The sequence below is a fragment of the Streptomyces sp. 2-1 genome (assembly GCF_048564895.1).
Classification (GTDB): Bacteria; Actinomycetota; Actinomycetes; order Streptomycetales; family Streptomycetaceae; genus Streptomyces; species Streptomyces phaeochromogenes.
The window spans coordinates 7,738,850-7,760,060 of record NZ_CP183383.1 but is presented as its reverse complement, the minus strand read 5'-3'; the positions used below and the strand labels follow the sequence as shown (position 1 = coordinate 7,760,060).

The following is a 21,211-nucleotide window of genomic DNA, read 5'->3' as shown; positions in this document are numbered from 1 at the left end:
CCTGGCCAGGGACGCGGGGCCGTGACATGTGCGGCTCCGCCGCGTGGGCGCGACAAACCACAACGAACCCGCACCGGCGCGAGGGCCCGTCCGAAGGTCAGCGCAGCCTCTGGCTGATGACCTTCGACACGCCGTCCCCCTGCATGGACACGCCGTACAACGCGTCGGCGACTTCCATCGTCCGCTTCTGATGCGTGATCACGATCAACTGCGAAGCCTCCTGCAGCTCCTGCATGATCCGGATCAGCCGCTGAAGGTTCGTGTCGTCCAGCGCCGCCTCGACCTCGTCCATCACATAGAACGGACTGGGCCGCGCCTTGAAGATCGACACGAGCATGGCCACGGCGGTCAGCGACCGCTCGCCACCGGACAGCAGCGACAGCCGCTTGACCTTCTTCCCCGGCGGCCGTGCCTCCACATCGACACCCGTGGTGAGCATGTTGTCGGGATCGGTCAGGATCAGCCGCCCGTCCCCACCCGGGAACAACCGGCTGAAGACCCCTTCGAACTCCCGCGCCGTGTCCCAGAACGCCTGGGTGAAGACCTGCTCGACCCGCTCGTCGACCTCCTTCACCACCTGAAGAAGATCGGCACGCGTCTTCTTCAGGTCCTCCAGCTGCTCGCTGAGGAACTTGTGGCGCTCCTCCAGCGCGGAGAACTCCTCCAGGGCAAGCGGATTGACCTTGCCCAGCTGCTGGTAGGCCCGTTCGGCGGACTTGAGCCGCTTCTCCTGCTCGGCACGGTGGAAGCGCCGGGGCTGGTTGCGCGGATGCTCCGGATCGTCCGGCAGCTCCTCGCCCTCGGCGGGCAGCGAGGGCGGTACGAGCTGGTCGGGCCCGAAGTCCGCGATCAGCCCGGCCGGTTCGACCCCCAGCTCCTCCAGCGCCTTGGCCTCCAGCTGCTCGATCCGCATCCGCTTCTCGGCCCCGAGGACCTCGCCGCGGTGCACCGAGTCCGTGAGCTTGTCGAGCTCGGCCTTGAGGTCGCGGCCCTCGTTGCGGGCGACGACGAGGTCCTGCTCCCGCCGCGCCTTGGCGCGCTCCGCGGCCGTACGCTCCTCGTCCGCCCGGGCGAGCGAGACCTCGACGTGCGCGAGCAGCTGCCGCGCACCGGAGGCGACGGCCCCGGCGACGGCGGCCTCGTGCCGCAGCCGTGCCTTGCGCTGCTCGGCACGCGCGCGTGCCTCGCGTTCGGCCCGCGCGGCCCGGTCCAGCGAATCGGCCCGCCCGGCAAGCCCCTTGACCCGCTCCTCGTGCGTACGCGTCTGGAGCCGGGCCTCCATCTCGGTCTGCCGGGCGTTGGCCCCGTCGGCCGCGAGCCGGTCCCGTACGGAGGTGTCGGGCTCCTCCTCGAACGGCATCTCCTCGGCGACGGCGAGCCGTTCGGCCAGCTCCTCCGCCTCCTGGACGGCCCGTTCGAGGGCTTCCTGTGCGCGGGCGGCCGCCGCGGTGCTCCGCTCGGCCTCTCCGGCGGCGCCCCGCGCCTGCCCGGCCAACCGACCGAGCTGCTGGGCGACCTGGGACTTCTCCCGCTCACCGGCCCGCCGCCGCTCGCCCAACTCCTCGACGAGAGCGGTCCGTTCCCGGCGCAGCTCAGCGGCCCGGTGCTGCTGCTCGGTCAACTCCTCGCACAGCACGCCCAGTTCTTCCAGCTCGGCCGCCGCCTCGTCGACGGAGGCCTGCACTTCGAGCAGGCTCGGCGCCCCGGCGGAACCGCCCTGGGCGAAGTGCGCCCCGAGCAGATCCCCCTCGGCGGTCACCGCGGTCAGCTCGGGCCGGGAGTAGACGAGATCCTCCGCGTCCTCCAGCGTCCCGACCACGACGATCCCCCGCAACAGCCGCCGTACGGCAGGCATGAGATCGGAGGGCCCACGCACGAGATCGGCGGCGAACGTTGGACCACCGCGCTCGGCATCTCCTCCGGAGGACGTCCTACCGACGCCCGCGCCGGACTGCCCGCCCGTGCCGGACTGACGGTCCGCGCCGCGCTGCCCGTCCGCACCGGACTGCCCAGACGGCCCGAACGCCCCGGACGGCCCGCCGGTTACGTCGCCGGTGCTGCCGAACGCTCCCCCGGCCGCGGCACCGTCCGGCGCCCCCGCAAGCAACAGCGCCGCCCGTCCCCCGTCCTGCTTGCGCAGCAGGCGGATGGCGTCCGCCGCGGCGGACGGGCTGGTCACCGCGATGGCGTCCGCCGCCGCGCCGAAGGCGGCCGCGACCGGGACCTCGTGGCCCGGTGTGACGGAGAGCAGTTCCGCCGCCGGACCCAGCAGCCCCGTCAGCCGGTCCTTCGCCACGAGCAGTGCCCCCGTACCGTCCTTCCGGCGCAGCCCCAGGGACAGGGCCTCGTGGCGGGCCTGCGTGGCGGCGCGCTTGCGTTCGGCCGCGGTGGCCGCCTCGCGGGCCTCGGTCAGGGCGGACTCGGCGTCGGCGAGGGCGCGCTTGGCCGTCTCGTGCTGCTCGGAGAGTTCCTCGTCGCCCGCGTCCAGCCCGTCGACCTCGGCCTTGAGCTGCTCGTACTCCTCCTGGGCGGCGACGGCCCGCTCCTGGGCCTCGTCGCGGGCGGAGGCGAGCCGGTCGATCTCCGCCTGGGCGGAGGCGGCGCGCGAACGGGCCGCGTTGACCTGCCCGTTCAGCCGGGCCAGGCCCTCACGGCGGTCCGCGATGGCGCGGGCCACGTCCTTCAGGCGCCGCTCCTCCACCGCCAGTTCGCGCTCGAGGTCGGCCCGGTGGGAGACGGTGTCCTCCAGGGCCCGCTCGGCCGCTTCCAGAGCCGCTTCGAGCTCGGCCTCCTGCTCACGGATCCGGGCGGCCTCGCGCTCCATGTCCTCGGGGTCGCGCCCGCGCCGCTCCTCCGGCGGCTGGGCGGTCGCGCTCTTGACCCGCGCGTCCGCCAGGGAGACCGTGCCGCGCACCCGCTCGGCCAGCTGTGACAGCTCGTACCAGGTCTGCTGTGCTCGCTGCAGGCGCGGGGTAAGCCGCCGCACCTCGTCCTCCAGCATCGCCTCGCGCTGGAGCGCCTTCTTCAGCTCGGCCTCCGCCGACTCCTTGCGTTCCTTGAGCGCGGCCTCGTCGGCGACCTCGGCCTGGAGCGCGCCCCGGAGCCGTACGAGATCGTCGGCGAGCAGCCGGAGGCGGGCGTCGCGGAGGTCGGCCTGGATCACGGCGGCCCGGCGGGCGACGGCGGCCTGCCGGCCCAGCGGCTTCAACTGGCGCCGGAGTTCGTCCGTGAGGTCCTGCACGCGCGCGAGGTTGGCCTGCATCGCGTCCAGCTTCCGCAGCGCCTTCTCCTTGCGCTTGCGGTGCTTGAGGACGCCCGCGGCCTCCTCGATGAAGGCGCGGCGGCCCATCGGATCGGCGTGCAGGACGGAGTCGAGCTGGCCCTGTCCGACGATGACGTGCATCTCGCGGCCGATGCCGGAGTCGGACAACAGCTCCTGGATGTCCAGCAACCGGCAGGTGTCGCCGTTGATCTGGTACTCGCTGCCGCCGTTGCGGAACATGATCCGCGTGATGGTGACCTCGGCGTACTCGATGGGCAGGGCCCCGTCGGAGTTGTCGATGGTCAGGGACACCTCGGCGCGGCCGAGCGGGGGCCGCCCGGTGGTGCCGGCGAAGATGACGTCCTCCATCTTGCCGCCGCGCAGTGACTTGGCTCCCTGCTCGCCCATGACCCAGCTGAGGGCGTCCACGACATTGGACTTGCCCGAGCCGTTGGGGCCCACGACACAGGTGATGCCCGGCTCGAACCGCAGCGTGGTCGCCGAGGCGAACGATTTGAACCCGCGCAGGGTCAGGGCCTTGAGGTGCACGCAGCCGGACTCTACCTTCCGGGTGGGTCTCACTCCATGAACGCGCGGTTTCACCCTTGAACGTGCAGGGCACACCAAACGTTAAAGACAGTGAAAGAGTGCGCGGGGGCAAGAAAGAAGGGACGCCGAAGCGTCCCTTGCAACTCTGTCAGCGGCTGACACGGGCAGCCTGTTCACTGGTGGCGACGATGCGATTCAGTGATCAGGTGAGCGCAGGCTCCGCCTGGGGTACGTCGATGCTGTCGAAGTCGTGAGAAGCGGCAGCCGCGAGCGCGTCGTTCTCGGCCTGGATCCGTACGAGCTCGGATTCCAGGTCCTGGACGCGCTGCTGGAGCCGTCGCATCTCGGCAATGAGTCGCGGGTCGGAACCGCCGACGTAACCGAGAAGCGCCTTTGCCATGATGGATGGTCCTCCACACTGAGTGACCGACCGGAAGCGGTGTGGGTCGTGAGGGAATCGCACCCGCGATGCTTGGCACTGACGAGTTTTTACTGCCGCTCTTACATGCCAAACAGCTAAGGTGCGCGGGGACTTTCAGCGTCTCACCAAAAAGTTTGACGGTCAACACGATCACGCCCCGTATTGGGGGCCAACCCGGGGCGCGCGGCTTCAGAACGGGCGGCGCGGCCACTGTTTCGGGGCCCTGGGGGCGTAGAGATCATCCTTACTCGCGGAGCCTGCCACGACAAGCGATTCTTGGCAACCACCAGGCGCTTTCTGCCTGTGGCAGGTGCCCGGCGCACGCCCCGCGCCCGCCGCCAGGGGTGTTGCAACCGGTGGAGCGGAGTGGATCTCACCGGATGGCGAAGCCGTCGTAGCCGCCGCGGGGCGTGTCCCAGATCTCAGTGACTCCGTCGACGCGTCCGGGCGTGTCGTCCCCCTGGAGCCAGTCGAGGAGTCGCTGGCATTCGGCCCGAGGGCCTTCGGAGACCACCTGGACCCGTCCGTCGCCCAAATTGAGAGCAAAACCACTCAGGCTGCCGATCTCCAGCGCCTTAGCCCGTGTGTACCAGCGGAAACCCACACCCTGGACCCGTCCGCGTACCCACGCGACCAGCCTTACATGCTCGCTCATGGCTGCACGCTAACCGGCCAAATGCCCTCGGAGCACTTCCTCCCCTTGCGCCATGGGGTACCGTCCCGACCCAATGAGCCTCACTCGTTCGGGTGAGGAACGTTGACCGCAAGGATGAGGAAGGCCAGGAGATGGGACGCCACCGACGCTCCGCCGCCGGCCGCGCCGCCACAGGCCGCGCCACCGGGGTCACACAAACGTACGATACATACGCGGGCGGTTACGCGGCGGCAGACTCGGGTGATTACGCGGGTGAGGGCGACTACGCGACCGCGGGTGACAACCTGACCGCCGGGGACTACCTGAACGGCAGCCCCTACGCGACCGCGGGCATGTACGACTCGCCTGGCGGCATACACGAGACCGGCGACTTCTACTCGAAGAGCGACACCTACCTCTTCGCCGCGGATCCCGCCACCCACGCCACGACCGGCTATGCGCCGGACGGCGGTGCCGGTCGCGGCCACCGCCGCCGCAAGAAGACCGTGACGCCCGTACGCACCGGTCTGCTCGGTGTCTCGGCCGCTGTCGCGATGGGTGCCGTCGCGGTCGCCTCCGGGCTGATCCCGGGCAGCGACAGCCTCTCGATAGGCGGCGGCAACGCGGACAAGGTCCGCGCCCAGGACTCGCCGAGCGACGTGCAGACGCAGGGCGGCACGGACGGCACCACGGACGACCGCGAGGACTCCGGCACCAGCCGTGACCTGGAGCGTTCCGCGTCTCCGACGGTCTCGCCGACGAAGGCCCCGGAGAAGACCGAGAAGAAGACCCCCTCCGCGAAGCCGTCGACGAAGGCTCCCGTCAAGGAGAAGCCGAAGACCGAGCCGACCACGAAGGCGCCGGAGAAGAAGGCACCCGAGACGGCTCCGTCGAAGGCGGTGTCCACCGCGTCCAAGGCCGAGGCCGAGGTGTTGTCGCTGGTCAACGAGGAGCGGGCGAAGGCCGGCTGCAGCCCGGTGACCGCGTCCAGCACGCTGGCGGCGCTGGCCGAGTCCTTCAGCGAGGACATGGCCGCGCGGGGCTTCTTCGACCACACGGACCCGAGCGGGGCCTCCCCCTGGGACCGCGCGGAGAAGCTCGGCATCACGAACCTCGGCGGGGAGAACATCGCCCGCGGCCAGGCCGACGCCGCCGCGGTGATGGAGGCCTGGATGAACAGCCCCGGCCACCGCGCGAACATCCTGAACTGCGACTTCAAGACCCTGGGCGTCGGCGCGCACTTCGCGTCGGGCGGCCCCTGGTGGACGCAGGACTTCGGCTACTAGCCGCGCAGAACCGAAAGAGGGGGCGCTAGCGAAAAGTTAGCGCCCCCTCTTCGGTTTGCGCTGCGCCGAGTATTCTGGGCGGATGGACCTGACGGAGCGACCGGACTTCGAGTTCGACGTGTTCTCCAAGGCGTGCCCGTCCCGGGGCACGCTGGAGCACGTCACGGGGCGCTGGGGCGCGCTCACGCTGGGGGCGCTGTACGAGGGCTCGTTCCGTTTCAACGAACTGCGCCGGCGCGTGGACGGCGTCAGCGAGAAGATGCTGTCCCAGACCCTGCACGCGCTGGAGCGCGACGGCCTGGTGCACCGCGAGGCCCAGCCGACGAACCCGCCGCGGGTGGACTACGAACTGACGCCGCTGGGCCGCGAGGTCGCCGAGCGGCTGCTGTCCCTCATCCACTTCGTGCAGGGACACATGGACGACGTACTGGGAGCGCGCGAGCGCTACGACACGGCGCGCGGCGGACGCTGACAGCGGGGGCAGAAGTAGCTGGACCGGTTCATCCAGGGCCTGCGCCGCATCAGGGTGCCGCAGCGCCGGCACGGCTCGCCCTCCCTGCCGTACGCGTCGAGCGAGCGGTCGAAGTAACCCGACTCCCCGTTCACGTTGACGTAGAGGCTGTCGAAGCTGGTGCCGCCGACGGCGAGGGCCGCGTTCATCACATCCCGTACGTGGCACAGGAGTTCGGCCGTGCGCGGGCGCGTGAACCCGGTGGTGGGGCGCTCGTAGTGCAGCCGCGCACGCCAAAGCGCCTCGTCCGCATAGATGTTGCCGACGCCGCTGATCAACGACTGGTCCAGCAGGGCGCGTTTGACGGTCGTACGCCGACGCCGCAGCGCCTCGTGGAACGCGTCGTCGTCGAACAGCGGGTCCAGCGGGTCGCGGGCGATGTGCGCGATGACGTCGGGCAGCCCGTCGGGGGTGGTCTCGTGCAACGACAGCCCGCCGAAGGTCCGTTGGTCGACGAAACGGAGCTCGGTGTGGAGGGCGTCCTCGAACCGGACGCGGATGCGCAGATGCTTCTCGTCGGCGGCGTCCTGCGGCTGGACGAGGAGCTGCCCGCTCATCCCGAGGTGTGCGAGAACGGCGCTCGGGGAGTCGGCGAGCGGCAGCCAGAGGTACTTGCCGCGACGCTGGGGCAGCCCGATCCGGTGCCCCTTGAGCCGGGCCCCGAAGTCCTCACCGCCCGCGATGTGCCGGCGCACCGCACGCGGGTGCAGCACCTGGACGTCGGCGACGATGCGTCCGCTGACCCAGCGTTCGAGGCCCCGTCGTACGACCTCGACCTCGGGCAGTTCGGGCACGGCGTCTCCTCCGGATGCGTGGGCCGATGACTCGGGCGCCCCGGACCGGGGCCGCGCGCCCGCAGCGTACCGTCGGCGCCCCCGAGCACGATCGCCCGCCCCCTCGAACGGGGGACGGGCGATCGGTCACAGCACTGAACTGCGGATCGGTCAGGCGGAAGCGGTGTCGGATGCCGCCGTCGAGGAGGCCTCGACGGCCTCCTCGGCTGCGGCGGCCTTCTCAGCCGCTGCGGAGGCTTCGGCTGCCGCGACAGCCTCGGCCTCCACGGAAGCCTTGGCCGCTGCGGACGCCTCGGCCTCCGCCGTGGCCTTCGCCACCTTCGCGCGTTCGTCCGCGGCGGAGCGGATCGCACGCCACGCGGACTCCGCGGCCTGCTGCTCCGCCTCCTTCTTGCTGCGGCCGGTGCCGGTGCCGTACGAGACGCCTCCGACGCGGGCAGCAGCAGTGAAGGTCTTCTCGTGGTCCGGGCCGGTCTCGGAGACCAGGTACTCGGGCACGCCGAGCCCCTCGGTCGCCGTGAGCTCCTGGAGACTGGTCTTCCAGTCCAGGCCCGCTCCCAGATTCGAGGATTTCTCGATCAGCGGGTCGAAGAGACGGTGGACGAGTTCGCCCGCCGCATCGAGACCCTGGTCGAGATAGACAGCGCCGATCACCGCTTCAAGGGTGTCGGCGAGGATGGATGCCTTGTCCCGGCCGCCCGTGCCCTCTTCGCCCCGGCCGAGCCGGATGAAGGAGCCGAGTTCGAGCCCGCGGCCCACCTCCGCAAGCGCACGCGAGTTGACCACCGCGGCCCGCAGCTTGGCCAGTTGGCCTTCAGGCAGGTCGGGGTGGGTTCGGTACAGCGTGTCCGTGACCACGAGGCCGAGCACGGAGTCCCCGAGGAACTCCAGGCGCTCGTTCGTGGGCAGACCGCCGTTCTCGTACGCGTACGAACGGTGGGTCAGTGCACGCACCAGAAGGGCGGACTCGAGCTTGTACCCGAGCCGCCCTTCCAGAAGCGTGTGGGACGAGGCTGTGTTGTCCGCCTTTTTCTTGGCGTTTACGTCCGCCTTGGCGTCAGACATGAAGCCTCTCACCAGCCGCTCAGACCTCGAGGACCTGGCGCTTGTTGTAGGTGCCGCAAGCAGGGCAGGCGATGTGCTGCTGCTTGGGCTCGTGGCAGCGCTCGCACGCAACCAGGGTGGGGACCGCAGCCTTCCACTGCGACCGGCGGTGGCGCGTGTTGCTGCGCGACATCTTCCGCTTCGGAACAGCCACGGCTACTTCTCCTGCTTCTCGTTGGCGCGCGCCGATCGAGGCGCTTCGCCACCCATTTCGTCCTTCTCGCCGTCTTCGAGTGAACCGGCGAGTCCCTGCAGTGCCGCCCAACGGATGTCGACGGCGTCGTGGTGGTGGTCCGGGTCGTCCGCGAGCCGGGCTCCGCACTGGGAGCACAGGCCGGGGCAGTCGTCCTGGCACACCGGCTGCATCGGCAGTGCGAGCACCACCGCATCACGCAGCACGGGTTCGAGGTCGAACAAGCCGTCCTCGATGAAGAGCGTGTCCTCGTCGTCCTCGGCGTCGTCGGCCGGCTCCGCTTTCACACGGCCCCGGTCGTCGGCGTCAGGGTACGAGAACATCTCCTGGAAATCCGCTTCGAGCTGCTGCTCGACCGGCTCCAGACACCTTACGCACTCCCCCTTGGCCTGTGCACGGGCGGTGCCTGTGACAAGCACACCTTCCATGACCGACTCAAGGCGGAGTCCGAGCTTCACCGGGGCGCCTTCCGGCACTCCGATGACTCCCTGGATACCGAAATCCTTGGGAGCGTCGATCTCACGGGTCAGGCGCTGCAGCGCGCCAGGACGCCGCCCCAGCTCGTGTGTGTCGAACACGAGAGGGTTGCGGTGGTCGAGGCGGGCGTTCAGGGCCATTCCTGCTTTCGATCTTGAAACTCTGTGGGGCGCCGCCCTTCGGTGCTTCCCGGGCAGCGTTGATCGCGGACGTACACGCGACCGAAGAACCAGGGTACTGGACCTTTCGCTCTCGGCCCAATCCGGCCTCAGCGCCCCTGTTCGTACGCCCTGAGCTGCTCCGCGCTGATCATGGTGGTGTCGAAGAGGCTGGTCTCGTCGAGGGCGTTGGCCTGTGCCTGCTGCGGCTGGGGAGCCTGCGGGGACTGGCCGTACGCCTGCTGCATGTTCGGGTCGTACGCGGCCTGCTGGTCGTAGCCCTGCTGCTGCGGATAGGCGGCGTACGGATCGGCGGTCTGCTGCTGGTAGCCGTATCCGTCCTGCTGCGCGTACTGCTGCTGGTAGCCGTACGGATCGGCGGTCTGCTGCTGGTAGGCGTACGCGTCCTGCTGGGCGTACTGCTGCTGGGCCGGGACCGCCGGGGCCTGGGGCTGGACGGCGGCCGGCTGGGCGGGGCGCTCGGAGAGGTCCGAGAGGCCGTCCAGGTACTCGGCGTCGGTGGTGTGCTGCGCGTTGCCGTCCTCGGCGAAGCCGCCCAGGTCGCCGAGGTCGTCGCTGGCGATCCGGCCGTGCAGCTTCTGACGGCCGCGGCCGACGGCGTCCAGGGTCTTGGCGAGCACGGCCTCGAAGGCGCCGAGCTTGACGTCGACGTACTCGTCGGCGTTGCGGCGCAGGGTCTCCGGGTCGTGGCTGCGCTCGGGAGCGTCCTCGTCCTCGTAGCCCTGCTCGTCGGTGCCGGGGCCCGTGCCCAGGAGCTTCTCGCGGCCTCGGCCGACGGAGCCGAGGGTCTTGGTGAGGACGACCTCGAAGTTGGCGAGCTTGGAGTCGACGTACTCGTCGGCCTCGGCGCGGACGTCCTCGGCTTCCTTGCGGGCCTCGGAGAGGATGCGGTCCGCCTCGTTCTGCGAGCGGCGGGCGACCTCGGTGTCGGAGATCAGGCTGCCGCGCTCGGCGTGCGCGGACTCGATGATCCGCTCGGCCTCCAGGCGGGCCTGCTCGACCATCTGCTCCCGGCCGCCGATCAGCTCCTGGGCCTGGGCGAGGGAGCCGGGCAGCGCCTGGCGCACCTCTTCGAGCAGGGAGAGGAGCTCGGCGCGGTTGACCACGCACGAGGCCGACATGGGCATGGAACGGGCGCTGCCGACCGCCGAGACGATCTCATCGAGCTTCTTCTGCACGTCCACCGTGTGCTCGCCACTCTCTACAGCTGTGATGGAGACGGACGCATCGACTGTACGACCACACCCGCCCCTCCCGACACCGGGTGACGCACTGTCAGGTTTCCGGAGCGCCGTCAGTCCTTCTTCAGACGCTCCCTGAGGGCTTCCAGGACGATCGGCGGCACCAGGTGGGCGACGTCGCCGCCCCAGGTCGCGACCTCCTTGACCAGCGAGGAGGACAGGAAGCTGTAGGTGGGGTTGGTCGGGACGAAGAGGGTCTCGACGCCGGAGAGGCCGTTGTTCATCTGGGCCATCTGCAGCTCGTAGTCGAAGTCGCTGACCGCGCGCAGGCCCTTGACGATGGCCGGGATGTCGCGCTCCTTGCAGAAGTCGACGAGGAGGCCGTGGAAGGACTCCACCTCGACGTTGCCGAACTCCGCGGTGACCTGGCGGATCAGGTCGATCCGCTCCTCGATCTCGAACAGGCCCCTCTTGGACTGGTTGATCATCACCGCGACGTGCACGACGTCGTACAGCTTGGAGGCTCGGGCGATGATGTCGAGATGTCCGTTGGTAATCGGGTCGAACGACCCGGGACAGACGGCGCGGCGCACTTGAGATCCCTCGCTCTCCGGTCCGGTCATCGTGCGTCTTCGCACGTAGAGGCGGCGCGACCGTACCAAAACGTTCCCTCGCCGTAGCGACGGGACCTCAATGCCTCGAAGCCGTCGGGCCACCGGAATTCGCCGCCTCTAGTACTGCGTTCAACGGTGACGAGCGCTTCGCCCGCGAGCCAGCCCCCGGAGCGGAGTGTGAGCAGGATCTCCCGAAGATCGTCGTCCGTGACGGCGTACGGAGGATCGAGAAAGACGAGGTCGTACGGGGCTGCCGGCGCCGCCGTGCGGATGATCTGTTCCGCTTTGCCCGGCCTGACCTCGGCGCCCGGGAGACCCAGCGCCTTCACGTTCTCCCGGATGGTGCGGGCCGCGCGGGCGTCTGCCTCCACGAGGAGGGTGTGGCCGGCGCCGCGGCTCAGCGCCTCCAGACCGACGGCGCCGGAGCCCGCGTACAGGTCGAGGACGCGGTCGCCTTCCAGGGGGCCGCCGAGCAGGGACTGCCAGGTGGAGAACAGGCCCTCGCGGGCCCGGTCCGAGGTGGGCCTCGTGCCGGTGCCCGGTGGGACTGCCAGGCGTCGTCCGCCGGCCGTGCCGGCGATCACGCGGGTCATCTGGGGTCCTTGCGGGAGGGGACGGTCACGGACCCCAGTCTTGCAGGCGGGGGTGGGGGGTGCGTTTTCTGGGCTGCGGGGTGGGGGTGTTCGTGTTCTGGGTAGGTGCGGGTGGGTAGGGCTGGAGTGCGCAGTTCCCCGCGCCCCTTTGGGGCGCGGCCATGGGAGCCCGGCCATGGAAGCGCAGCCAGGGGCTCAGACATCGGGACGCAGCCGACGGGGCGCGCCCGTGTCCTCAGCCCTTCTCCAAGTACTGCTCCCTTTCCTCGTCCAGCAAGGCCTGGAGGGCTGTGCGCAGGCCGGGGAGGTGTTCCAGGTCCGGGTCGGACGCGACGACCGCGGAGGCCTCCTCGCGGGCCTCGGCGATGATCTCCTCGTCGTCGATGACGGCGAGCATCCGCAGTGAGGTGCGGGCGCCGGACTGGGCCTGGCCGAGGACATCGCCCTCTCGGCGCTGTTCGAGGTCGATGCGGGAGAGCTCGAAGCCGTCGAGGGTGGAGGCGACCGCGGTCAGCCGCTGGCGGGCGGGGCTGGCCTCGGCCATCTCGGTGACCAGGAGGCAGAGGCCCGGGGCGGAGCCACGGCCGACGCGGCCGCGCAGCTGGTGGAGCTGGGAGACGCCGAAACGGTCGGCGTCCATGATCACCATCGCGGTGGCGTTCGGGACGTTCACCCCGACCTCGATGACCGTCGTGGCGACCAGCACGTCCGTCTCCCCCGCGGCGAAGCGGCGCATCACGGCGTCCTTGTCGTCCGGGGGCATACGGCCGTGCAGGACCTCGACCTTGAGGCCCTGGAGCGGGCCCTTGGCCAGCTGGTCGGCGACATCGAGGACCGCGAGGGGCGGGCGCTTCTCGGCCTCGTCCTCCGGGGACGGCTTCTTCTTGGACTTCTTCGGGTCGTCGTCCTCGTCACCGATCCGCGGGCAGACCACGTACGCCTGATGGCCGTTGGACACTTCCTCTCGCACGCGCTCCCACGCGCGCGAGAGGAAGTGGGGTTTGTCGGCGGCCGGGACGACATGGCTGGCGATGGGTGAGCGGCCGGCGGGGAGCTGGTCCAGGACGGACGTCTCCAGGTCGCCGAAGACGGTCATCGCGACCGTGCGCGGGATCGGGGTGGCCGTCATCACGAGGAGGTGCGGGGGCTGTTTGCCCTTGCCGCGCAGGGCGTCTCGCTGCTCGACGCCGAACCGGTGCTGCTCGTCCACCACGACCAGGCCCAGGTCGTGGAACTGCACCTTGTCCTCGATCAGCGCATGCGTGCCGATGACGATCCCGGCCTCGCCGGTGACCAGGTGGAGCAGTGCCTCCCGCCGCGCCGCCGCCCCCATGGATCCGGTGAGCAGCACCACCTTGGTGGAGTGCTCGACGCCACCGAGCATGCCGCCCTCGGCCAGCTCCCCCATCATCTCGGTGATCGACCGGTGGTGCTGCTGGGCGAGCACCTCGGTGGGCGCGAGCATCGCCGCCTGACCGCCCGCGTCGACGACGGCGAGCATGGCGCGCAGGGCCACCATCGTCTTGCCGCTGCCCACCTCGCCCTGCAGCAGCCGGTGCATCGGATGCTCGGTGGCCAGGTCGTCGAAGATCTCCTTGGAGACCTTCTGCTGGCCCTCGGTGAGGGTGAAGGGCAGCTTGGCGTCGAAGGCGGTCAGCAGGCCGTCCTTCTTGGGCTTCCTTGCCACGGCGGGCAGTTGGGCGTCCGCGTGACGGCGGCGGGCCAGGGCCACCTGGAGGACGAAGGCCTCGTCCCACTTCAGGCGGGAGCGGGCGTCCTCGATGTCCGCCTTGGTGTGCGGGCGGTGGATCTTCAGCAGGGCCTCGGGGAGGGGGACCAGACCGCGGCCGGCCCGCAGGGACTCCGGCAGCGGATCGGTGGCCTCCTGGGCGCTCGGCAGCACCGTCTGGACCGCCTTGGCGATCTTCCAGGACTCCAGCTTGGCGGTGGCGGGATAGAGCGGGATGAGGGCGCCCGCCCAGGTGTCCACCGTCTCGGACACGTCCTCGCCGCGCAGCAGCTCGTATGCCGGGTGGGCCAGTTGGAGGCGGCGGTTGAAGACGGATACCTTGCCCGCGAACAGCGCGCGGGTGCCGGGCAGGAGCTCCTTGTGGGGCTTGTGCACGCCGTTGCCGAAGAAGACCAGCTTGAGCTGGCCGCTGCCGTCCGTGATGGTCACTTCGAGGCGCTGGCCCTTGCCCCGGGGGGCCTTGGGCGAGGAGAAGGTGAGCAGGCGGGCGTCGGCGACCTGGGCGACCACCGTCGCATGCTCGTCCAGGGGCAGGTCTGCGAGGTGGGTGAGCTGGCCGCGCTCCTCGTACCTGCGGGGATAGTGGTGCAGGAGGTCGCCGACGGTGTGCAGGCCGAGGTGCTCGGCCATCACCTTCGCGGTGGCGGGTCCGAGCACCTTCTTCAGTGGTTCTTCGAGCGCGGGCACGAGATCCATTGCACACCACCGCACTGACAATGCCGTATACGTCCTGGAAATCCGCTGGTCAGACGGCTGGTTCGGGGCCTAGGATGTCCGGCTCCGGCCCTGTTCGCGGTCACCTCCTCTTGGGACCGCCCGACCCCGCGCCGTCGCACGTCCCCCCACCGGCGCAGCGACGATGGACTCCCAGATCTCACAGTCAGCTCAAGGCTCCCAGTCACCCCATACGTTCCAGGTCGACCTGCGCGGCCTCGTGGACCTTCTCTCCCACCACCTCTACTCCAGCCCCAAGGTCTATCTGCGCGAGCTGCTGCAGAACGCCGTGGACGCGATCACCGCCCGGCGTGCCGAGCAGCCCGACGCGCCTGCCCTGGTGCGGCTGTTCGTCGAGGGCGGCCCGGGCGGTGCCCTTCGTGTGGAGGACTCCGGGATCGGGCTCACCGAGACGGACGTGCACAGCCTCCTGGCGACCATCGGCCGCAGCTCCAAGCGGGCGGAGGGCCTGGAGTCGGCGCGCTCCGACTTCCTAGGCCAGTTCGGCATCGGCCTGCTCGCCTGCTTCGTGGTCGCCGAGCGCATCCGGGTGGTCAGCCGCAGCGCCCGTACGCCGGACGCACCGCCCGTGGAGTGGACGGCGGCCGACGACGGCTCGTACACGGTCCGTACGCTGCCTCACGAGGCCCGCCCCGAGCCGGGTACGACCGTGTACCTGGTGGCGCGTCCGGGCGCCGCCGACTGGCTGTCCGAGGAGCGGGTCCGCTCGCTGGCCCGGGACTTCGGATCGCTGCTTCCGTACGACGTACGGGTGGGCGACGAGGCGGTCACGGACCTTCCGGCGCCCTGGGACCGCGCGTATCCGAGCCCCGTCTCCCGAAGGGTGGCCCTGGGGCGGCACTGCCACGACCTGTTCGGGTTCACGCCGCTGGACTCGATCGACCTGGATGTGCCGCTCGCGGGGATACGCGGGGTGGCGTACGTGCTGCCGTCCGCGGTCAGTCCCGCCCAGCGCGCCGGTCATCGCGTGCACCTGAAGGGCATGCTGCTCACCGAGCGGGCCGAACAGCTGCTGCCCGACTGGGCGTTCTTCGTGCGCTGCGTCCTCGACACGGACAGCCTGCGGCCGACCGCGTCCCGGGAGGCGCTGTACGAGGACGAGGCGCTGGCGGGCGTACGGGAGGCGCTGGGCGAGCGGATCAGGGCCTGGCTGACGGGGCTCGCGGCCGGTGACCCCGAGCGGCTCGCGGCCTTCCTGTCGGTGCACCACCTGGGCGTGAAGTCCCTGGCGCGGCACGACAGCGAGATGCTGCGCACGATGCTGCCGTGGCTGCCCTTCGAGACGACCGACGGGCAGCTGTCCCTGGAGGAGTTCGCCCAGCGGCACCCGGTGGTGCACTTCACGCGGTCCGTGGAGGAGTACCGCCAGGTCGCGCCGATCGCGTCCGCGCAGGGCGTGGGCGTGGTCAACGGCGGCTACACGTACGACAGCGAGCTGGTCGAGGCGCTGCCCTCGGTGCGGCCCGGGACGGTCGTGGCGGAGCTGGACGCCGACACGGTGACCGCGCATCTGGACTCGGTCGACCCGGCGGTGGAGCTGGCCCTGTCCGCCTTTCTGGGGGCCGCGCGGGCCAAACTCGACCCCCTGGGGTGCGATGTGGTCCTGCGGGCCTTCCATCCCCTCTCCGTGCCCGCGCTGCACCTGGACGACCGGGCGGCCCGCCACGAACAGGCGCGCGCGGAGGCCGAGGAGCAGGCCGACGACCTGTGGGCCGGCATTCTCGGCTCGCTGCGGGGCAGCGCCCCGCGCGCGCGGCTGGTGCTCAACCACCTCAACCCGCTGATCCGGAAGATCAGTTCGCTCGACGACCGGGAGCTGATCGGGACGGCGACGGAGTCCCTCTACGGCCAGGCCCTGCTGATGGCGCAGCGCCCGCTGCGACCGGCGGACTCGGCTCTTCTGAACCGGGCGTTCATCGGCCTCCTGGAGTGGGCCACCCACAGCGACACCCCGGAGGAGGGCCCCCGATGAGCCGGACCGGTGAAAACATGGACTTCGACGCGCTGCGCCGGGCGATGCAGGAGAACTACGAGCAGCCGGAGGGCCCGGCCCGCAACGCGCGCGCGGAACTCCTGCTCGCCAAGGCCGAGAAGCTGAACATCCCGCTCGCCGTGATCGAGGCGCTCGGCCACCAGCTGAAGGTCTACAACTACAGCTCCGAGAAGGACCGGATGTTCGTCCCCTTCGCGCGCCTGCTGCGCATGTGGGACGAACGACCCGAGGACTTCGACGAGTACGAGACCCACTCCCTGCACTGGGTCTTCAAGTGGGTGTCCTCCGGAATGGTCGGCCAGCCGCACGTGCCGCTCGCCTCCATCGAGAAGTGGCTCGGCGAGATGGAGCACCGCTACCGCCTCGCCGGTCACTCCGAACGGGCGGTCCGCAGCACCGAGTTCACGGTGGCGCGGTCCATCGGGGACCTGGCGCGGGCCGAGCGGGCGTACACCGCGTGGCTGGCCGCGGACCGGGACAGCATGGCCGACTGCCACGCCTGCGAACTGCACGACCAGGGCTGGTGGCGGGCCGAGCAGGGCTCCGAGGCCGAGGCCCTGGAGCTGTGGCGGCCCGTCCTGGAGGGCGAGTACACCTGCGCCCACGAGCCGCACGCGGTCCTCGCGTCCTCGCTGCTGCCCCTGCTGCGGCTGGGCCGTCTGGACGAGGCGCGGGCCCACCATCTGCGCGGTTTCCGGCTCGTACGCCCCATGGAGAGCATGCGCGGCGCGTACGCGGACCATGTGGAGTTCTGCGCGCTCACCGGCAACGAGGCACGGGCCCTGGAGCTGCTGGCGGAACGTCCCGCCTACTTCACGGACGCCGGGGAACCGCGCAGCCGGATGGACTTCCTGGCCGTGGTCGCCCTGCTGACGGACCGGCTGACCTCGCTCGGGCTCGGCGCGCAGACCGTGCCCGGACCGGCCGGCCGCACCTGGACCGCGGCCGAACTCGCCGCCCACGCGCGCGTGGAGGCCCTTTCGCTGGCGGGCCGCTTCGACGAGCGCAACGGCACGGCGTACGTGAGCGGACGCGTCCGGGAGCGCATGGACCAGTCGCCGCTGGTGGAGCGGCTGCCCCTGGGCATACGCGCGACACCGACCGTGGCCGCTCCCGTGCGGCCCGCGCCCGCCCCGTCCACGGATGCCACCGCCGACGCCGGGCCGGACCTGGCCGCGCTGCTCGCCGAGGCACGCCGGCTGTCGGCCGCCCTGCACCCGGATTCCGTCGCGGCCTGGGCCGCGGTCGCGGAGGCGGCCGACGACGAGGACCTGACTCCCCGCGACCGCGCGGAGCTGGCCGACCACGAGGCGATGGGCCTCGGCCCCGAGGGCGTGGAACTGTTCGCCCGCGCCGCCGAGCTGTACGAGACCGCGGGCGACCCGGGCGAGGCCCTGGCGGCACGCGCGCGTGGAGCGTACGTACTGGCCCTCTCCGGCCGGACCCGCGAGGCGCTGGCCGCGGTCTCGGAGCCGTACGAGCGGGTGCTCGCCCTCTACGCGGAGGGCGGGACCGGTGTCCAGCAGGCCGCCTCGGTGCTGGTGGGACGGGCGCGCATCCTGCTGCAGCGGGTGCACGAGGCGGCGGAGACGAACGGGGCGGGAGACGGTACCGAGGCCCTGGCCGCCGCGGAGACGGCCGCACGGGAGCTGCTTGCCCTAGCCGAGCCGGAGGCCGGAAACAACGTCCTGGTCGCCTCCCGGGCCGCCGAGGCGCAGGCCATGCTCGGCGAGCTCGCGGCGCACGCCGGGGACGCGGAGAGGGCGGCGGAGCTGCTCACGCGGGGCTCGGAGGCGTTCGTGGCGGCCGGGCTGCCGTGGTTCGCGGTGGAGTACGAGGCCCGGCTCACCGGGATCGCACGTCACCTGGGCGACGCCGAGGCGGCCGAGCGCGCGGCCCGGGCAGCGCTGGAGCACGGCGCGGATTTCCTGGAGCCGACCGGTCACGCCCAACTGCACCTCCAGCTGGCCGAGATACTCGGCGCCACCGGGCAGTTCGGGCCCGCCGCCGACCACGCCCTGGAGGCGTCGCACTGGGCCGACGAGGGCGGCGAGGGGCCCACGCTCGGCGCCTGGGCCAGACATCAGCTCGGTGGCTTCCTGCTGCGGCAGGGGCGCTGGGCCGAGGCCGCGGAGGTCCTGGAGTCGGCGCTGCCCGAGCTGAGCGCGCAGACGCACGGCGACGGGGCGATCGTGCAGACCCACTGGTGGCTCGGCGACTGTCTCACCGAACTCGGCGAACACCGCGAGGCCGCCGAACACTGGCTCCAGGCGGCCGAGATCGCCCGGCACTGGCCCGAGCAGCACGACCACGCGATGCTCGCCCATCTCGCCGCGGAGGCCCTCGGCCACGCGGAGCTGCTCCCCGAGGCGGAGCAGGCCTACGCGCGCGCCGGTGACCTCTGGCGGTCCCTCGGCAACGTCCACGGGCTGATCCGCTCCCTGCGGGCGCGGGCGTGGCTCGCGGTCCGCGAGGAGGGCTCGGGGCTCGACACTGCACGTGAGTTGATGGGCGAAGCGGTCCGCGTGTGCGAGGACGAGGCGCGCGAGGACGACGAGGCGCGCGAGCAGCTCGTCGCCGAACTCGCCCAGACGCACCGGCAGTTCGGCGACCTGGTCGCCCGCTCCGCGCCCGACGACGCCGACGACGAGGCGATCTACGCCCTGTTCGAAGAGGCCCTGGCCCACGTCACGCTGGCCGTCGCGGGCTTCCTCTCCCTCGGCGAGGACGCCCTGCACAGCCGTACCGGCGCCCAACTCGCCGCCGGGTGGCTGGAGGCGGACCTCGAACACCCCGGCTGGGCGGCGGCACGCGCGCGTGAGGTCCTCGCCGCGTATGCCGAGGGGGACGGCTCGGACGAGACGGTGGTGGCCCGGCGGGCCGAGGCGGAGCGGTTGTTGCGGGCGACGGAGTCGACGGCGTAGGGCTCCGCTTGGGGGCCGGTCCTTGTCTGCGGGCCCCCTGTGGCTGGTCGCGCCCACGCTGCGGAGCGGCACACGCCAGAGGCCCGCGCCCCTTTCGGGGTGCGGAAGGCCGCCTACTCCACGCCGATCAGCAGCAGGGCCCCCTGCCGGCCGCCCCTGTACACGACCGTGTCCACGGCCAGGTAGGACTCACGGACGCGGGATTCGAGGTGGGCCGCGATCGTGTCGGGGGCCTCGTCGCCGAGGACCAGGGTGACCATCTCGCCGCCCGCCGCGAGCATGCGGTTCAGGACCGCCTCGGCGGTGGCCGTGACGTCGGAGCCGATCACGGCGACGTCGCCCTCGATGAGGCCGAGGATGTCGCCGGCCTGGCAGATGCCGGCCATCGTCCAGGACTGGCGTTCCGCGACCTCGACCTCGGCGTACCGGGTCGCACCGGCGGCCGAGGTCATCGCGACGACGTCCTCGTCGAAGCGCCGCCCGGGCTCGTGCACGGCCAGTGCCGCGATGCCCTGCACCGCGGACCGGGTGGGGATCAGCGCGACCCGCACGCCCTCGGCGCGGGCCTGCTCGGCCGCCGCGGCGGCGGTGTGGCGCAGCTCGGCGTCGTTCGGCAACAGCACCACCTCGCGCGCGTGGGCCCGCCGTACGGCCTCGACGAGCTCACCGCTGGCGGGCGGCTCCCCGGGGCGCGCGAGCACGGTGGTGGCCCCTGCCTCGGCGTAGAGCCCCGCGAGGCCCTCTCCGGGGACGACGGCGACGACCGCGCGCTCGACCCGCTCCCGGACCGGCCGGCTCCCGGCGCCCGTCGTGTGCGCGTCGTCGAGCCCGAAGTGCGTGATCCGGATCCGGTACGGCCGCCCGGCCTCGACGCCCGCCTCCACGGCCGCGCCGGCGTCGTCGACGTGCACATGGACGTTCCACAGACCGTCCCCGCCGACCACGACGAGCGAGTCGCCGAGCGCGTCGAGCCGGTCCCTCAGCCGCGCCACCGCCGCGTCCTCCGCCTCCAGGAGGTAGATCACCTCGAAGGCGGGCCCGCCCTCTTCAGGAGCGGGGGTTCCGTCCGCGCACTCCCCCACCTCTCCGAGCTCTCCGAGAGGTTCCGTCACGGCGGCGTCCACGCGCGCGTGGAGCCCCGTCGCACCCGAATCCGCCCCCACGCGCGCGTGCCCCGCGAGAACCGGCACCGCCGCCGCGGCGGGCGCCTCGCCCGTGAACGTCTCCACCAGCGCGCCCAGTACGGCCACGAGCCCGCGTCCGCCCGCGTCGACCACCCCTGCCCGCTCCAGGACCGCCAGCTGCCCGGGAGTCGCCGCGAGCGCCGCACGCGCGCCCTCGTACGCCGCACGCGCGACCGCCCCGCAGTCGCCCTCGGCGCCGGAGGCCGCGTCGGCGGCGGCCGAGGCGACCGTGAGGACCGTGCCCTCGACCGGGTGCACGACGGCCTGCCGAGCCGAGTCGGCCGCACGCCGGAGGGCGAGCCGCAGGCCCTGCCCGTCGGTGTGTGTCGCGTCACTGTCGGCGGCGAGCACCTGGGCCATGCCCCTCAGGAGCTGCGCGAGGATCGTCCCGGAGTTCCCCCGGGCCCCTATGAGCGCGCCGTGCGCCATCGCGTGGACCGCGTCGGCGAGGGCGGGCCCCTCGGGCGCCCGGCCTGGAGAGACCGCCTGCCCAGTGACGGCTTCGTGCCCGTCCAGGGCTTCCCGGCCATCCAAGGCTTCCGGCCCACCTGGAGCTTCCTTGCCGCCCGCAAGAGCGGCGTGACCCGCGAAGACGGCCTCGACCGCCGCGGTCGCCGACTCCACCGTCAGGTACAGATTGGTGCCGGTGTCCCCGTCCGCCACGGGATACACGTTGATCGCGTCGATCTCCTCGCGCGCGCGGCCGAGCGCCCGCAGCGCGAAGCCGCACCATGCACGCACCGCGGACGCGTCCAGTCTCTGCGGCACCTGCGGCACCTGCGCCTCCTTGAGCAGCCGAACGTCCGACGCAGCGTAGACCCCGGTCA

General features: G+C 71.6%; 16 protein-coding genes. 4 read left to right on the top strand and 12 right to left on the bottom strand.

Annotation, left to right across the window (positions count from 1 at the left end; genetic code table 11):
• Positions 1-97 precede the first annotated feature (97 nt).
• From ACN20J_RS34235 to ACN20J_RS34225, 3 genes are all read right to left on the bottom strand, one after another.
• The gene (locus ACN20J_RS34235) at positions 98-3,811 is read right to left on the bottom strand and encodes an AAA family ATPase (protein ID WP_419667495.1); all 3,714 of its coding nucleotides are present in this window, start codon (positions 3,809-3,811) and stop codon (positions 98-100) included.
• Between the two features lie 202 nt (positions 3,812-4,013).
• Positions 4,014-4,211 (bottom strand): hypothetical protein, encoded by a 198-nt coding sequence (locus ACN20J_RS34230; RefSeq protein ID WP_189843578.1) that lies wholly within the window; start codon positions 4,209-4,211, stop codon positions 4,014-4,016.
• Between the two features lie 394 nt (positions 4,212-4,605).
• The gene (locus tag ACN20J_RS34225) at positions 4,606-4,887 is read right to left on the bottom strand and encodes an acylphosphatase (protein ID WP_190232294.1); all 282 of its coding nucleotides are present in this window, start codon (positions 4,885-4,887) and stop codon (positions 4,606-4,608) included.
• A gap of 131 nt (positions 4,888-5,018) precedes the next feature.
• Between ACN20J_RS34225 and ACN20J_RS34220 the strand changes: the two genes are divergently transcribed.
• Positions 5,019-6,152, top strand: a complete 1,134-nt coding sequence (locus tag ACN20J_RS34220) for a CAP domain-containing protein (RefSeq protein WP_190232293.1) — start codon at positions 5,019-5,021, stop codon at positions 6,150-6,152.
• Positions 6,153-6,234: 82 nt separating this feature from the next.
• Positions 6,235-6,624 (top strand): winged helix-turn-helix transcriptional regulator, encoded by a 390-nt coding sequence (locus tag ACN20J_RS34215; RefSeq protein ID WP_189843581.1) that lies wholly within the window; start codon positions 6,235-6,237, stop codon positions 6,622-6,624.
• On the opposite strand, the gene mutM is transcribed toward ACN20J_RS34215, so the two are convergent.
• The 8 genes from mutM to recG all read right to left on the bottom strand — a co-directional run bounded on the left by mutM (position 6,597) and on the right by recG (position 14,244).
• Complete coding sequence (mutM, locus tag ACN20J_RS34210; RefSeq protein ID WP_419667494.1) at positions 6,597-7,457, bottom strand: bifunctional DNA-formamidopyrimidine glycosylase/DNA-(apurinic or apyrimidinic site) lyase; 861 nt, start codon at positions 7,455-7,457, stop codon at positions 6,597-6,599. The genes ACN20J_RS34215 and mutM overlap by 28 nt on opposite strands.
• Positions 7,458-7,607: 150 nt before the next feature.
• Positions 7,608-8,522 (bottom strand): ribonuclease III, encoded by a 915-nt coding sequence (gene rnc / locus ACN20J_RS34205; RefSeq protein WP_419667493.1) that lies wholly within the window; start codon positions 8,520-8,522, stop codon positions 7,608-7,610.
• 19 nt (positions 8,523-8,541) lie between these two features.
• Positions 8,542-8,715, bottom strand: a complete 174-nt coding sequence (rpmF, locus tag ACN20J_RS34200) for a 50S ribosomal protein L32 (protein WP_028802425.1) — start codon at positions 8,713-8,715, stop codon at positions 8,542-8,544.
• Positions 8,716-8,717: 2 nt separating this feature from the next.
• On the bottom strand, positions 8,718-9,371 hold the full coding sequence (locus ACN20J_RS34195; RefSeq protein WP_189843584.1) for a YceD family protein: 654 nt from the start codon (positions 9,369-9,371) through the stop codon (positions 8,718-8,720).
• A gap of 128 nt (positions 9,372-9,499) precedes the next feature.
• The gene (locus tag ACN20J_RS34190; RefSeq protein ID WP_419667492.1) at positions 9,500-10,594 is read right to left on the bottom strand and encodes a cell division initiation protein; all 1,095 of its coding nucleotides are present in this window, start codon (positions 10,592-10,594) and stop codon (positions 9,500-9,502) included.
• A 110-nt stretch (positions 10,595-10,704) separates the two neighbouring features.
• Complete coding sequence (gene coaD / locus ACN20J_RS34185) at positions 10,705-11,184, bottom strand: pantetheine-phosphate adenylyltransferase (protein ID WP_364191107.1); 480 nt, start codon at positions 11,182-11,184, stop codon at positions 10,705-10,707.
• 26 nt (positions 11,185-11,210) lie between these two features.
• On the bottom strand, positions 11,211-11,975 hold the full coding sequence (gene rsmD / locus ACN20J_RS34180) for a 16S rRNA (guanine(966)-N(2))-methyltransferase RsmD (protein ID WP_419667491.1): 765 nt from the start codon (positions 11,973-11,975) through the stop codon (positions 11,211-11,213).
• Positions 11,976-12,033: 58 nt separating this feature from the next.
• Positions 12,034-14,244, bottom strand: coding sequence for an ATP-dependent DNA helicase RecG (gene recG, locus ACN20J_RS34175; RefSeq protein WP_190232291.1), 2,211 nt, complete (start codon positions 14,242-14,244; stop codon positions 12,034-12,036).
• Positions 14,245-14,407: 163 nt separating this feature from the next.
• On the opposite strand from recG, the gene ACN20J_RS34170 reads away from it, so the two are divergent.
• Complete coding sequence (locus tag ACN20J_RS34170) at positions 14,408-16,255, top strand: HSP90 family protein (protein WP_190232290.1); 1,848 nt, start codon at positions 14,408-14,410, stop codon at positions 16,253-16,255.
• Positions 16,252-19,200, top strand: coding sequence for a tetratricopeptide repeat protein (locus tag ACN20J_RS34165; protein ID WP_419667490.1), 2,949 nt, complete (start codon positions 16,252-16,254; stop codon positions 19,198-19,200). Before ACN20J_RS34170 ends, ACN20J_RS34165 begins: the two co-directional genes overlap by 4 nt.
• 113 nt (positions 19,201-19,313) lie before the next feature.
• Here ACN20J_RS34165 and ACN20J_RS34160 read toward each other — a convergent pair whose 3' ends face one another.
• Positions 19,314-21,161 (bottom strand): DAK2 domain-containing protein, encoded by a 1,848-nt coding sequence (locus ACN20J_RS34160; protein ID WP_419667489.1) that lies wholly within the window; start codon positions 21,159-21,161, stop codon positions 19,314-19,316.
• Between the last annotated feature and the right edge of the window lie 50 nt (positions 21,162-21,211).

Coding starts and splice junctions, on each gene's coding strand:
- ACN20J_RS34230 (WP_189843578.1), bottom strand. CDS start 4,211: ATGGCAAAGGCGCTTCTCGGTTACGTCGGCGGTTCCGACCCGCGACTC.
- ACN20J_RS34225 (WP_190232294.1), bottom strand. CDS start 4,887: ATGAGCGAGCATGTAAGGCTGGTCGCGTGGGTACGCGGACGGGTCCAG.
- ACN20J_RS34220 (WP_190232293.1), top strand. CDS start 5,019: ATGGGACGCCACCGACGCTCCGCCGCCGGCCGCGCCGCCACAGGCCGC.
- ACN20J_RS34215 (WP_189843581.1), top strand. CDS start 6,235: ATGGACCTGACGGAGCGACCGGACTTCGAGTTCGACGTGTTCTCCAAG.
- rnc (WP_419667493.1), bottom strand. CDS start 8,522: ATGTCTGACGCCAAGGCGGACGTAAACGCCAAGAAAAAGGCGGACAAC.
- ACN20J_RS34195 (WP_189843584.1), bottom strand. CDS start 9,371: ATGGCCCTGAACGCCCGCCTCGACCACCGCAACCCTCTCGTGTTCGAC.
- rsmD (WP_419667491.1), bottom strand. CDS start 11,975: ATGGCCGGGCTCCCATGGCCGCGCCCCAAAGGGGCGCGGGGAACTGCG.
- recG (WP_190232291.1), bottom strand. CDS start 14,244: ATGGATCTCGTGCCCGCGCTCGAAGAACCACTGAAGAAGGTGCTCGGA.
- ACN20J_RS34170 (WP_190232290.1), top strand. CDS start 14,408: ATGGACTCCCAGATCTCACAGTCAGCTCAAGGCTCCCAGTCACCCCAT.
- ACN20J_RS34165 (WP_419667490.1), top strand. CDS start 16,252: ATGAGCCGGACCGGTGAAAACATGGACTTCGACGCGCTGCGCCGGGCG.